The sequence below is a fragment of the Streptomyces fructofermentans genome (assembly GCF_014651055.1).
Taxonomy (GTDB): Bacteria; Actinomycetota; Actinomycetes; order Streptomycetales; family Streptomycetaceae; genus Streptomyces; species Streptomyces fructofermentans.
Map to the genome: position 1 here is coordinate 23,120 of NZ_BMWD01000001.1, position 12,778 is coordinate 35,897.

Genomic DNA, 12,778 nt, shown 5'->3' on the forward strand with positions numbered 1-12,778 from the left:
CCCCGCCGGCAGAGGCCCCCGCCCCCGCCGCCCCGACCGCCCACGAGGACGCCATGAGCAGCACGACCGCAGACGCGAGCACGACCGGCACGACCGTCATCACCAACATCGCGAGCCTGGTCACCAACGATCCCTCCCTCGGCGACGGATCCCCCCTCGGACTGATCCGGGACGCGGCCGTCGTCATCGACGGCGACCGCATCGCGTGGACCGGTGAATCCAGAGAAGCACCCGCCACTGACAATCGGATCGACGCGGCCGGGCGCGCGGTGATCCCGGGCTTCGTGGACTCCCACTCGCACCTCGTCTTCGCCGGCGACCGCACCCAGGAGTTCAACGCCCGCATGTCGGGCCGCGCCTACAGCGCCGGCGGCATCCGTACGACCGTGGCCGCCACCCGGGCCGCGAGCGACGAGGAGCTGGAGCGCAACCTCACCCGCTACCTCGACGAGGCCCTGCGCCAGGGCACGACCACCCTGGAGACGAAGTCCGGCTACGGGCTGACGGTCGAGGACGAGGCCCGGGCGCTGCGCATCGCGTCCGCGCACACCGACGAGGTCACCTACCTCGGCGCGCACATCGTGTCCCCCGACCACGCGGACGACCCCGCCGGATACGTGGCCCTCGTGACCGGCGAGATGCTGGACGCCTGCGCCCCGTACGCCCGTTGGATCGACGTCTTCTGCGAGAAGGGGGCGTTCGACGGGGACCAGGCCCGCGCGATCCTCACGGCGGGCCGGGCGAAGGGCCTGCATCCGCGGGTGCACGCCAACCAGCTCACGTACGGTCCCGGCGTCCGGCTCGCGGTCGAGCTGGACGCGGCGAGCGCCGACCACTGCACGCACCTGACCGACGCGGACGTGGACGCGCTCGCGAGCGGTGCGACCGTCGCGACCCTGCTGCCCGGCGCCGAGTTCTCCACCCGTGCCCAGTGGCCCGACGCCCGGCGGCTGCTCGACGCGGGCGTCACGGTCGCCCTGTCCACCGACTGCAACCCGGGCTCGTCGTTCACGTCCTCGGTGCCGTTCTGCATCGCCCTGGCCGTGCGGGACATGGGGATGACGCCCGACGAGGCCGTGTGGTCGGCGACCGCGGGCGGCGCGCGGGCGCTGCGCCGCACCGACGTCGGCCGCCTGACCCCCGGCGCCTACGCCGACCTGGCCCTGCTGGACGCCCCGAGCCATGTGCACCTGGCGTACCGTCCGGGCGTCCCGCTGGTCCGCCGGGTGTGGCGGCGGGGCGTACGCGTCGTCTGAGGCGGACCGCGGCGCGCCGCCGCGCGGTCCCGCCCTCGGCGCGGGCGCGGCTCAGACGGGGCCCGCGCCCGCCCGCCACCGCTGTTCCGCACGGCCCGTGTCCGGGGACAGCACCAGTTCCCCGCCGTCGCCGGGAGTCACCGCGCGGCCGGAGTCGATGTCCGGCAGGATCACGCCCCGCGAGGTCACCTCGAACCGCAGGTTGCGCCCGTTGCGGCCGTCGAGCGAGTCGCACTCCCAGATGCCCACGCCCCGGTCGGTGTCCCCGCGGCTGTCCAGGCAGAAGTCGGGATCGGCGTAGGACTGCACGGCCTGCCGGTCGGTGTCCACCCGCCAGCGCTGCGTGTCGTCCGAGGAACAGGGCGCCGACACGACGTCCGTCCCCTTCTCGATCTCGCCGTGCGCGATGTCCAGGCAGAGGCCGGAGGAGAGGTTCACCACCTGGGCGTAGTCGCCGTCCGGCGGGGACGGCGGCGGAGGGGCGGGCACCGCCGAGGACGGGCTCGGCGAGACCCGGCGGGGCGGCGAACTCCTCGTCGGGGAAGGCGTCGGGACGGTCTCCGTGACGGAGGGGGCGGGCGTCGTGGGGACCGTGGCGGTCACCGTGACCGGCGGGGGAACCGGGGGGACGGCGCCGCCGGTCCGCTCGGCCGCGGTGTCGGCGGGCGCCGAGCCGAGCAGTAGCACCAGGGGCACCAGGGCCACACCGAGGGCCGCCGACACCAGGGCGGCCCGCCGGGACGGCGGCCACGTCAGCACGGTGTCCCGCAAACGCCGCGGCCCGGGCGCGTCCGTGCGCGAGCGGGCCGCGGCGGCCGTCCCGTAGGCGGTGCCGCCCCAGGGCAGCAGGCCCTCGGCCAGGGCGGCGCCGGGGTCGTCCCGCAGCGCCGAGAGCTCCTCGTAGGCGGTGGTGCAGTGCGCGCAGCCGGCCATGTGGGCGCGCAGGTCCTCGCTGCGGCGGGGGCCGTCGGCGCGCACCGCCTCCTCGATCAGCCGGCGGAAGTCCTGGCAGTGCGGATCGCCGGAGGCCGCCAGATGGCGCTTCAGGAAGGCCGACCGCAGTGCCTGGAGCGCGGGCTCCGTCCCGTACGTCACGTCCTCGCGGGTGAGTCCGAGGAGACCGGCCGTGCCGTCCTCGGGCTCCCGCTCCACGATCGCGTACCAGACGAGCCCCTGGACGCGGGAGGGCAGCGACTGGAAGGCGTCCAGCATCGGCGGGACCGGGCCCTCGGGTCCGGCCGCCCGCAGCCGGGCCGACAGCCCGGGGTCGAGTTCGCGCGCCCGCTCGTCGGAGGCCGCGTCGACGGCCGCCCGTACGGTCAGGAGCAGGAGGCGGTGGCGCCACGGACCGTGCGGGTCGGTGCCCCGTACCGTCTCCTGCGCGGCGAGGGAGAACGCCTGGGCCGCCAGCCGGCGCGCGGCGGAGTCCGAGGTGGCGCACAGCCGGGCGTAGGCGAGGACCGGGAGCCAGTGGCGTGCCCGGAGTTCGCGCAGTGCCTCGTGGGCCGCCGGGGCGTCCGCGCGCAGCAGTTCGGTGAGCCGGGCGTCGGACGCGCCCGTGTACGCCCCGCCGCCCCTGCCGTCGTCGCCGCTCTCCTCGCCCCGAGCCATGAGCCCGCCTCTCCGTTCGTGCCTGCCCCGCCCCGCTCCTGACGTACCAGCCAGTTTGGCGGGCCCCCATAGTGGTGGAACGGGGCCGGTGGGGAAAGAGGTTTCCGCGGGTAACCCTCGTGGTTCCGGGAGAGGTCCGGCGGGCTCCGGAAGGGGGTTCCGCGGTCGGCGCGGCCCGGAGAACGGCCCGCGGCGGGGGCAGGGGCGTGAGCGGGGACGGGCGGTCGCGCGGCCGGGGGCCGGGAGCGCCGGGGCCGTACGCACCCGGGGCCGGGCCGGAAGATCCGGCCCGGCCCCGGGCGCACACCCCCGTGCGGCGGGAAGGGTTCGCCTCCCGGCCGCGACGGCGTCACTCCTCGACGGTCAGCCCCCTGCGCAGCCGCACCAGCGTCCGCGACAGCAGCCGGGACACGTGCATCTGAGAGATGCCGAGTTCGTCCCCGATCTCCGACTGGGTCATGTTGGCGACGAAGCGCAACGACAGGATCCGGCGGTCGCGCGGCGGCAGTTCGGCGATGAGCGGCTTCAGGGACTCGACGTACTCGATGCCTTCGAGTCCGTGGTCCTCGTAGCCGATCCGGTCCGCGAGCGCGCCCTCGGAGTCGTCCTCCTCGGGCTGGGCGTCCAGCGAGCTGGCCGTGTAGGCGTTGGACGCCGCCATGCCCTCGACGACCTCTTCGTTGGACAGGCCCAGGCGCCCGGCCAGTTCGCCCACCGTCGGAGCGCGGTCGAGCTGCTGCGCCAGCTCGTCGCCCGCCTTGGCCAGGTCGAGGCGGAGTTCCTGCAGCCGGCGCGGGACCCGCACGGACCACGACGTGTCGCGGAAGAAGCGCTTGATCTCGCCGACGATGGTCGGCATCGCGAAGGTGGGGAACTCGACGCCGCGGCTGAGCTCGAAGCGGTCGATGGCTTTGATCAGGCCGATGGTGCCGACCTGGATGATGTCCTCCATCGGCTCGCTGCGGGAGCGGAACCGGGAGGCGGCGAACTTCACCAGCGCGAGGTTGAGTTCGACCAGGGTGTTGCGCACGTACGAGTACTCGTACGTCCCCTCCTCCAGGGACTCCAGTCGCTCGAAGAGGGTCTTGGACAGGGCCCGCGCGTCCACCGGCCCCACCTCGTCGTAGGGGGGGATCTCCGGGAGTCCGGCGAGGCCCGTGTTCGTGTCGGCCGTCTCGGCTTCCAGGCGTTCCGCGGGGAGTGCCGACGTCGCCCTCTGGGTATGCGATGCGTCGAGCCGGGGTGACATGATGCCTCCATCGTTCTCGGCATATGGCTGCCGATGCCAGTACGTGCACTGCGGTGTGCGGCGCCTCCAAAGCCGGCCGTGTCGAAAACTGTCCCTACTAGCCCTACCCGCTTTCGTGACCCGCTCGCAAGTAAGATTTGTTGCTAAATGTCCGTTTCTTGGCGGTTGTTCGGGTGTCAGGGAGTGCAGGGAAGGCGTAGGGTTCGTGGGCGTCAACCATCAACCACACCGGTCGGAAGAGAGAGACGGCATGGACCGCGGGACGGTCGGCAGCGCACAGTCGGGCCGGCTTCTGGTCGAGGTGCGGGAAGAGGGCACTAGTGCCGTCGTCACCCCGGCAGGTGAGTTGGATCACCATACGGCGGATCTTCTGCGTGAACCGATCGAGGCATGCCTCGACCGGGGGTTCACGCGTCTCGTCGTGGACTGTTCGCGTCTTGAGTTCTGCGACTCCACCGGGCTGAACGTCCTGCTCGGCGCCCGGCTGAAGGCCGAGGCCGCGGGCGGCGGAGTCCATCTCGCCGGAATGCTGCCTGTGGTGTCCCGGGTCTTCGAGATCACCGGGGCGGACGCCGTGTTCACGGTCCACGACACGCTGGAGGCCGCCCTGGCGGGCAAGCCCGGCGACGAGGGGTCCGGGAGCGGCACGCAGGGAGCCGGCCGGGATGACTAGTCACCCCGGCGCACCGTCGTGCGGCACAGTTGTGCCAAGGGCGTTCCCGTGGTGACCGGCGCGTTGCCGGTGTCACAGGATCCGCACCGGACGAGTGGGTGTTCCGGCGGTCCGGTCGGGCAGGAGACACCCTGAATATGTCAACAGACCGCATCGCGGGCGCGCGGAAGCCCTGGACGGCTCCCCGGTCCCGGGCGTCCCGAGCTTTCCGAATGTGCTGAGTCTTGAATCGTGAACTGGTGAATCGGTGAGGTGAAGCGCTGATGAGCACCACCCGGCCTTACTCGCCGGGCGACCGCGGCCCGGAATCGGGCGACGGCGGCGCTTCCGGGGCCTCTCCGGGGGGCGCGCCCACCGGGCGCAGGGCCCGCCGGCTGGACTTCGAAGGCGAGAGCGGCGTCGTCCCGCTCGCCCGCGACTTCGCCCGCCAGGCCCTGTACGAGTGGGGCTGGATGCCAGCCGACACCGCCGACCGGCGGGCCGCGGCGGAGGACGTCCTGCTGGTCGTCTCCGAACTCGTGACCAACGCCTGCCTGCACGCGGAGGGTCCCGACGAGCTCCTGATCTCCCTCGACAACAAGGTGCTCCGCGTCGAGGTCTCCGACGGGGGCGCCGGGCAGCCCGCCCCGCGCACCCCGCACAGAGCCGGCCGCCCCGGCGGCCACGGCATGTTCATCGTGCAGCGGTTGTGCCTGGACTGGGGCGTCATCCGCAGGTCCGGGGTCGCGGGCAAGACCGTCTGGGCGGAGCTCGGCGCGCCCGCCTGAGCCCCGTCCGACGCCCACCTCGGGTTACCCAAGGTTCGAATGCGTCTTCGTACGACACCCGGTGCGCGCCGGATCCCCACGGATCCGGCGCGCACTTTGTCTTCCCTCGGCAAGGCCCCGGGCGTACCTTGACGGCCGATCTGATGTTCCGTCAGGTCCGGTGTCGAGGACGCCAACAGCGCCTTCAGGAATGAGGGGACCGTGTCATACCGGACGTACCAGAAACGAACCGCAGCGCTCGCGTCCGCCGCGGCCCTGGCCGGCTCGGCGGTGCTGATGGCCGCCCCCGCAGCCCGGGCCGACGTGGTGGACGTCGAGTACAACTGCAAGACGCCGATCGGTGACAAGTCCGCCGTCTCGCCCATCGACATCAAGGGCGTGCAGAGCGGCGGCGGCTACAAGATCACCATGTCCTGGCAGAAGGGCGTCTCGTCCAGCCCCGTGGAGCTGGGCAAGGGGGCGATGAACCCGAGTGCCACCATCAGGCTCGGCGGCGCCGACAGCGGCACGCTCGCCGTGACCGGCCCGGCCAACCAGGCCGCGATTCCCGCCAACACCCCCATAAAGATCAATGACTTGACGGGCACGTACACCCCGAGGAAGACCGGCAAGGTCACCTTCACGCCGGGCGTGCTGACCATCAAGGCGCTGGGGACCACCACCACCTGCACTCCGGGCAACAGCCCCGGGCCCGCGCTCACCCTGGACGTCAAGGCCTCCGGGGGCGGCACCCCGGGCTCCTCGCAGGACGCCCCGGCGGGCGGCGAGGAACTGCCGCGGACCGGACCCGAGGACTCGGCGATCGCACTCGGCACGCTCGGCGGCACCGTGCTGCTGGCCGGTGCGGCCGGGGTGCTGTGGCTGACCCGCCGGCATCGCACGTCCAGCTAGCCGGACCAGCCGGCCGACCCGGAGGGCCGCCGATGCCGTCAGCAGCACCCGCCCTGGCCATCGCCGCCGCCGTCCTGCTGGCCGCCGCCCCCACCGCGGCGGCCGGGGACGGCTGGTCCGTCGCGCCCTCGGCGGCAGACCCGCAGGGGCGGCCGTACTTCTACGCCGAGGGACTGCCCGGCGCGGTGCTGGAGGACACGGTGTCGGTGCGCAACCCGGGCCGCGCACCACTCACCGTCCGGCTGCGCGGCGCGGGCCCCGAGGGCGGGAGCGGGCCGCCGGGGGGCGCGGAGGCGGCCGGCGCGGGAGCGTGGATCACCTTCGCCGAGCGGACGGTCCGCGTCCCGGCACGTACACGCGCGGACGTGCCGTTCACCGTGAGCGTCCCGGCGGACGCCACACCCGGCGACCACTCGGGCTCGATCACCGCGGACGCCGCGGGGCGGTCGACGGCCCTGCGCGTCCACGTCCGCGTCGGCGGACCGGCCCTCGCCGCGCTGACCGTCGAGCGCGTCAGGGTCCGTGCCGGACGCATCTCCTACGACCTGGTCAACCGCGGCACCACCGCGCTGACTCCGCGGCTCGCGGTCCACGCCGATGGCCTGTTCGGCGAGGTGCTGGACCGGGCCCCGCGCACGCTGCCCGTCGAACTCCTCCCGGGCCGTCGCGTCACGCTCGGCGAACCCTGGGCCGACCAGCCGGCGCTCGACTCGGTCGACGTGCGCCTCACGGTCACGGCGGCCGGCGGAGCACGCGCGCAGGCGGGCGCCTCCGCACGGTTCGTGCCCTGGACGGCGGCGGGCGCGGCGGGCGCGCTCGCCGTGTGCGCGGGGGGCGGCTCCCTCCTCGTACGCCGTCGCAGGCGGCCGAGGGACGCGGCGGCCGCCGAACAGCCGCGTACGGAAGTCGAGTCGACGGGAGCGGTGACGTGAGCGGGAAGATGCGCATTCCGGCGGTCGTGGCGGTGCTCGCCCTCCTCCTGTCGCCGCTGGCCGGGACGACCGCCGCCGCGGCCGGGAAACCGGCCGTCGAGCTCTCCGACTCCCAGGCGGGGACCGGTGGTTCGATCACGGTGACCGGGACCGGATGGCGGCCGGGTGCCCTGCTGATGGTGCTGATCTGCGGGCAGTCCTCCACCGACCGGGGCGTGATCGGCGGCACCAACTCCTGCGCCAACGCGGACGGCAGGGCCGTCACGACGGACTCGAAGGGCGCGTTCCGCAAGAAGCTACCGGTCGCCGAGCCGCCCCGGCCCTGCCCCTGCGTGGTGCACGTCGCGACGGCCACCGGGCGCAAGGCCGCGGCCGACGCCCCGTTCCTGGTCGCGGGGCACGACGTCGAGCCGCTCCCGAAGGAGGACGAGGACGGCCGTCTGACCGTGCTCACCGACACCGGCCTCGACGGGTCGAGCGGACTGCTCACCTGGTTCGGCGCGCCGCCGTCCCGGACCCTGGTCCTCACGGTCGGCAACATCGGCGCCACCGAGGTCGAGAACCCGGTCTTCCAGGTCGGCACCTCCCACGGCGTGTTCGCCCCGCAGTGGGAGGAGCAGCAGTGGCGCGGCACGGTCCGGCCCGGCGCGAAGGCGCGGATCAGCCTGCCGGTCGAGCTCCCGGCCGGTGCGCACGGCGACTACACGGTCTCGTTGAAGTTCGGCGGCAAGGTGCTCGCCGAACAGCCCTGGGGCGTGGGCCGCCCCTGGGGCGTGACGCTCTTCTGGCTGCTGGTCGCCGTCGTCGTGCCCGGCGCGCTCTTCCGGATCGGGATGGCCGTCGTGGACCGGGTGCGCCCGGCCGGGTCGCCCGCGCGCGCCGGCCGGAACCGGGGCGGCCGCCCCGGACGCGGAGCCCACGGCGGACCGCGCCGGGGTCCGTGGCTGCCCGGCATCGCCGCACGGCTGCCGGGCCGCGACCCCGGGCCGGCGGCGGCCGGGCCGGGCCCCGACGGCGGTCCGCCTCCCCGCTCCCGTCCCCGTACGGCCCCCTCCCTGCCCTGGTTCGCCCCGGACAGTGATCCCGGCTCGGCCGGGGACGGCCTGCTCTCCGCACCGCAGAACAGCAGTCCCACGAACCCGACCAGGAAGGGAAACACGTGAGTACGCAAGGAGTCCGGCCGAGAGCCGGCCGGAGAACCGGCGCGGCGGGAGTCGCGATGATGCTCGGCGGTGCGGGTGTCCTGCTGGGCGTGGCCGCGGCGCCGGCCCAGGCCGCCGAGGTGTCGTACGCGACCAGGTGCGTCCCGCCCGCGGTCTCCGGCCTCGACCCGGTGGACGGCACCACGAAGGTGGAGGTCACCGCGCCGGCGACGGCGAAGGTCGGCGACGAGGTCGAGGTGGTGTGGACGTTCGCGCAGGCGGCGTCGAAGAACCCCGATCTGATCGACCTGCCCGCCGATTCGGTGCAGCCGTCCGGCACCCTCAAGGCGGCCGGCGCGCAGAGCGCCTCGGTCGCCATGAGCGGGCCGCGCGAGAACCCGGCCATCCCCAAGGGCGGGGCCATGGTGCTGTCCGCGATGAAGGGCACGCTGAAGCTGACGACGGCGGGCCGGGTCACGCTGACCCCGGACGCGTACGCGATCAACGTCATGTCGACGGAGACGAAGTGCGCGCCCACCGAGGCGGTGGGGGCCGCGGCGACCATCGACGTCACGGGCGGGGGCGGGAGTTCGCCCACGGCGACGCCCCCCGATCCGACGGAGACCGCGACCGAACCCCCGGAGAGCGGCTCCCCGAGCCCGTCCGGGACCGGGAGCGACAGCGGCGGCACGGGCGGCGGTGGCGGCCCGGACGAGGTGACCGGCAAGGAGGTCCAGGTGCCGTACGCGTGCAAGACGCCCATCGGCGACAAGAACGTGACCTCTCCCGTGCAGATCGACGCCCGGCGCGACGGCGGGGGCTTCGATCTCACCGTGCGGTTCAAGGGGTCCGTGATGGACAGCCCCGCCGACATCCCGGCGGACTCGGTCAAACCCTCCATGGAGGTCGTGCTCGGGGGCGCGGACCGGGGTGCCGTCCATGTCGAGGGGCCGACGAACGCAGAGCCCATCAAGTCGGGCGACCCGATGACGATCCCGGACCTGACGGGCACGTACAAACCGGGGGCCGACGGCGAGTCGACGCTCGCGCCGGGTGTGCTGACGGTGAAGGCACTCGGTACGACGACGACCTGCACACCGACGAAGTCGGAGGTCTCGCTGACGCTGGACACCTCGGCCCAGCCCGGTGGCGCGGCCGGCGGCTCAGGTTCGGCGTCCGGCACCTCGGGCGCGGCCGGTTCCGGTGGCGGGCTCGCGGAGACGGGTGCCGACGACAACGGCGGACTGCGCGCCCTGGGGCTCGTGGCCGGGACCGCGATCCTGCTCGGCGGGGCCGTGTTCACGTTCATGCCGCGGCGGCACGCCGCGCGCAGGGCGCGGTAGGCGGGACGCGACAGGCAGGGCGGGCACGCGACCCGCGTCCGTCCCGGAACGGCCGGTGGCCGCCGCACGTCAGGTGCGGCGGCCACCGGGGCCGTGGAGGGCGTCGTGTCAGCGCACGTCGCCCATCAGGGACTTGACCTTGTTGCGGTACATGAAGATCGCGACACCGGCGACGACGGCGAGCGTGGCCTCCAGGGTCACGACACCCATCTTGTTGAGGTCGACGCCCGCGATGGAGAGCAGACCGGTCGTGGCGTCACCAGCGGTGACGGCGAGGAACCAGACGCCCATCATCTGCGAGGCGTACTTCGCGGGAGCCATCTTCGTGGTGACGGAGAGGCCGACCGGGGAGAGCGTCAGCTCACCGACGGTCTGCACGAAGTAGATCGCCACCAGCCACATCGCGGCCGCCTTGTGACCGCCCTCGGCGATCGACAGCGGGGCCAGGAAGAGGAAGAAGGACGCGCCGACCAGGACCAGGCCCGACGAGAACTTCACGATCGTGCTCGGTTCCTTGCCGCGCTTGTTCAGCGCCAGCCAGAACCAGGCGAAGACCGGGGCCAGCGCCATGATGAGCACGGGGTTGACCGACTGGTACCAGGAGACCGGGAACTCCCAGCCGAGGACGGTGTTCTCGGCCGAGCCGTCCGCGAAGATCGACAGGGTCGAACCGCCCTGGTCGTAGATCATCCAGAACACGGCCGCGGCGACGAAGAACCAGATGTACGCGGACATCTTCGACTGCTCGGCGCGGTCCAGGTCCTTGTCGCGCTTTATCCGCGCCAGCACCATCACCGGGATGATCACGCCGAGCAGGGTCAGCGGCACCAGGATCCAGTTGAGCGTGTAGCTGCCGGAGAAGCCGACGATCGCGTAGAAGACGACCGCGACACCGGCCCAGATCGCGGCCTTGCGCAGCGTCGAGGCCTTCTCCTGGGCGGACAGCGGGGTCGGGACGACGCTGGAACGGGCGTCCAGGTGACGGCTGCCGATCAGGAACTGGCCGAGGCCGAGCGCCATGCCGAGCGCGGCGAGCGCGAAGCCCAGGTGCCAGTTGACGTTCTCACCGATGGTGCCGATCACCAGCGGCGCGGCGAACGCGCCGAGGTTGATGCCCATGTAGAAGACCGTGAAGCCGCCGTCGCGCCGCGGGTCGTCAGGCCCGTCGTACAGGTGGCCGACCATGGTCGAGATGTTGGCCTTCAGCAGGCCCGAGCCGATGGCGACGAGGCCGAGGCCGGCGTAGAAGGTGCCCGACGAGGGCAGCGCCAGCGTGAGGTGGCCGAGCATGATGACGCCGCCGGCGACGGCGACGGTCTTGCGGGGACCCCAGACCCGGTCGCCGAACCAGCCGCCGGGGAGGGCGAGCAGGTAGACGAGGGAGACGTAGACGGAGTAGATCGCCGTCGCGGTCGTCGCGCTGAGGTGCAGGCCGCCGGGCGCGACCAGGTAGAGCGGGAGCAGTGCCCTCATGCCGTAGTAGGAGAAGCGCTCCCACATCTCGGTCATGAAGAGAGTGGCCAGTCCGCGGGGGTGGCCGAAGAAGGTCTTCCGGGTCCCGGGGATGCCCGGGGAGACCGAATCCTTCGTCAGGCTGGACGCCATGGTCGTTCCTTGCTGCTCGGGACGCGCTGCAGAGCGTGGCGCGCCCGGTGGGGGAGGCGGCCGGCACCGGCGGGACGGCCGTCCGCCCCACGCCCATGGGGAGTCCGCTCCGGTTCGGGGAGCGGTGCGACGGCGACCACCGGGATCCACGCCCCCCGCGCGTCCTCGCGCTGGGGGCCCGGCCACAGGTCATTCCTATCGAGGCCGGTCGATGCCGACCCCCGCACACAAAAGAGACCCCCGGCGACAACGTCCCGCCAAAGGTCCCCGCGTGGTGCTGCAGGCGTCTGGTCACCATAAGGCCACACCGCACATCAATGCCGCATATGACATGACTTGAGAGATGGATCACAGGTGCGGATGGAACCATGCGTCTGATTCGAAGGCCGTTCACAGGTTTCCACCCCTGGCTTCCAGGGTCGCGCCGCCCCTGCGTCGACCCTGCCCTGCCTCCGTGCCGCCCCCGGGCGGTGGCCGGAGCGCGGATGTCGATCACGCCCACTGCGCCGGTGCGGGGCGGACTACCATCACTGCATGACCCGAGTACTGCTCGCCGAGGACGACGCGTCCATCTCGGAACCCCTGGCCCGCGCCCTGCGCAGGGAGGGGTACGAGGTCGAGGTGCGCGAGGACGGCCCCACGGCGCTCGACGCCGGCATCCAGGGCGGCATCGATCTGGTCGTGCTCGACCTCGGGCTGCCCGGCATGGACGGCCTGGAGGTGGCCCGGCGGCTGCGCGCCGAGGGGCACACCGTGCCGATCCTCATCCTCACCGCGCGCGCCGACGAGGTGGACACCGTCGTCGGCCTGGACGCGGGAGCCGACGACTACGTCACCAAGCCCTTCCGCCTCGCCGAACTCCTCGCCCGGGTACGGGCCCTGCTGCGGCGCGGCGCCGCCGAGCCGCAGCAGCCGCCCGCGACGCACGGCGTGCGCATCGACGTCGAGTCGCACCGCGCCTGGATGGGCGACGAGGAACTCCAGCTCACCGCCAAGGAGTTCGACCTCCTTCGGGTACTGGTCCGGGACGCGGGCCGGGTCGTCACCCGCGACCAGCTCATGCGCGAGGTCTGGGACACCACGTGGTGGTCGTCCACCAAGACCCTCGACATGCACATCTCGTGGCTGCGCAAGAAGCTGGGCGACGACGCGGCCAACCCGCGGTACATCGCGACGGTGCGCGGGGTGGGGTTCCGCTTCGAGAAGAGTTAGCCCGTCGCCGGCGGGCCCGCCCGTCCGCCGGAGCACCGACGGCGGACGCGCCGCGGCGGGCCGTACGCGGCCGGTCGCACGGTTTCGCCGCGTCCCC

At 73.2% G+C, this 12,778-nt stretch carries 11 protein-coding genes; 8 read left to right on the forward strand and 3 right to left on the reverse strand.

Annotated elements, in window-relative coordinates; genetic code table 11:
* Window positions 1-53: 53 nt before the first annotated feature.
* Window positions 54-1,256 carry an imidazolonepropionase gene (hutI, locus tag IE265_RS00115; protein WP_229915944.1) on the forward strand — a complete coding sequence of 401 codons (1,203 nt, stop codon included), beginning with the start codon at window positions 54-56 and terminating at the stop codon, window positions 1,254-1,256.
* A gap of 51 nt (window positions 1,257-1,307) precedes the next feature.
* Here hutI and IE265_RS00120 read toward each other — a convergent pair whose 3' ends face one another.
* Both IE265_RS00120 and IE265_RS00125 read right to left on the reverse strand, forming a co-directional pair.
* The gene (locus IE265_RS00120; RefSeq protein ID WP_190033173.1) at window positions 1,308-2,867 is read right to left on the reverse strand and encodes an RICIN domain-containing protein; all 1,560 of its coding nucleotides are present in this window, start codon (window positions 2,865-2,867) and stop codon (window positions 1,308-1,310) included.
* Window positions 2,868-3,216: 349 nt separating this feature from the next.
* The gene (locus tag IE265_RS00125; protein ID WP_190033174.1) at window positions 3,217-4,116 is read right to left on the reverse strand and encodes an RNA polymerase sigma factor SigF; all 900 of its coding nucleotides are present in this window, start codon (window positions 4,114-4,116) and stop codon (window positions 3,217-3,219) included.
* A gap of 250 nt (window positions 4,117-4,366) precedes the next feature.
* On the opposite strand from IE265_RS00125, the gene IE265_RS00130 reads away from it, so the two are divergent.
* From IE265_RS00130 to IE265_RS00155, 6 genes are all read left to right on the forward strand, one after another.
* A complete protein-coding gene (locus tag IE265_RS00130; protein WP_190033175.1) occupies window positions 4,367-4,789 on the forward strand; it encodes an STAS domain-containing protein in 423 nt (140 codons plus the stop codon).
* Between the two features lie 263 nt (window positions 4,790-5,052).
* Complete coding sequence (locus IE265_RS00135; RefSeq protein WP_190033176.1) at window positions 5,053-5,556, forward strand: ATP-binding protein; 504 nt, start codon at window positions 5,053-5,055, stop codon at window positions 5,554-5,556.
* Between the two features lie 201 nt (window positions 5,557-5,757).
* Entirely contained in the window at window positions 5,758-6,447 is a 690-nt protein-coding gene (locus IE265_RS00140; protein ID WP_190033177.1) for an LPXTG cell wall anchor domain-containing protein, read from the forward strand.
* Window positions 6,448-6,479: 32 nt separating this feature from the next.
* Entirely contained in the window at window positions 6,480-7,379 is a 900-nt protein-coding gene (locus IE265_RS00145) for a COG1470 family protein (RefSeq protein WP_190033178.1), read from the forward strand.
* Entirely contained in the window at window positions 7,376-8,542 is a 1,167-nt protein-coding gene (locus IE265_RS00150) for a hypothetical protein (protein ID WP_229915945.1), read from the forward strand. Before IE265_RS00145 ends, IE265_RS00150 begins: the two co-directional genes overlap by 4 nt.
* A gap of 59 nt (window positions 8,543-8,601) precedes the next feature.
* Entirely contained in the window at window positions 8,602-9,864 is a 1,263-nt protein-coding gene (locus IE265_RS00155; RefSeq protein WP_190033715.1) for a hypothetical protein, read from the forward strand.
* Window positions 9,865-9,972: 108 nt separating this feature from the next.
* Here IE265_RS00155 and IE265_RS00160 read toward each other — a convergent pair whose 3' ends face one another.
* Entirely contained in the window at window positions 9,973-11,469 is a 1,497-nt protein-coding gene (locus IE265_RS00160; RefSeq protein WP_190033179.1) for an oligopeptide:H+ symporter, read from the reverse strand.
* A 534-nt stretch (window positions 11,470-12,003) separates the two neighbouring features.
* Between IE265_RS00160 and IE265_RS00165 the strand changes: the two genes are divergently transcribed.
* Window positions 12,004-12,681: a response regulator transcription factor gene (locus tag IE265_RS00165; protein WP_190033180.1), complete on the forward strand. Its 678-nt coding sequence runs from the start codon at window positions 12,004-12,006 to the stop codon at window positions 12,679-12,681.
* Window positions 12,682-12,778 lie beyond the last annotated feature (97 nt).

Bases quoted from the DNA above. Each gene is read 5' to 3' on its own strand.
- hutI (WP_229915944.1), top strand. From the start codon at position 54: ATGAGCAGCACGACCGCAGACGCGAGCACGACCGGCACGACCGTCATC.
- IE265_RS00120 (WP_190033173.1), bottom strand. From the start codon at position 2,867: ATGGCTCGGGGCGAGGAGAGCGGCGACGACGGCAGGGGCGGCGGGGCG.
- IE265_RS00125 (WP_190033174.1), bottom strand. From the start codon at position 4,116: ATGTCACCCCGGCTCGACGCATCGCATACCCAGAGGGCGACGTCGGCA.
- IE265_RS00130 (WP_190033175.1), top strand. From the start codon at position 4,367: ATGGACCGCGGGACGGTCGGCAGCGCACAGTCGGGCCGGCTTCTGGTC.
- IE265_RS00135 (WP_190033176.1), top strand. From the start codon at position 5,053: ATGAGCACCACCCGGCCTTACTCGCCGGGCGACCGCGGCCCGGAATCG.
- IE265_RS00145 (WP_190033178.1), top strand. From the start codon at position 6,480: ATGCCGTCAGCAGCACCCGCCCTGGCCATCGCCGCCGCCGTCCTGCTG.
- IE265_RS00155 (WP_190033715.1), top strand. From the start codon at position 8,602: ATGCTCGGCGGTGCGGGTGTCCTGCTGGGCGTGGCCGCGGCGCCGGCC.
- IE265_RS00160 (WP_190033179.1), bottom strand. From the start codon at position 11,469: ATGGCGTCCAGCCTGACGAAGGATTCGGTCTCCCCGGGCATCCCCGGG.
- IE265_RS00165 (WP_190033180.1), top strand. From the start codon at position 12,004: ATGACCCGAGTACTGCTCGCCGAGGACGACGCGTCCATCTCGGAACCC.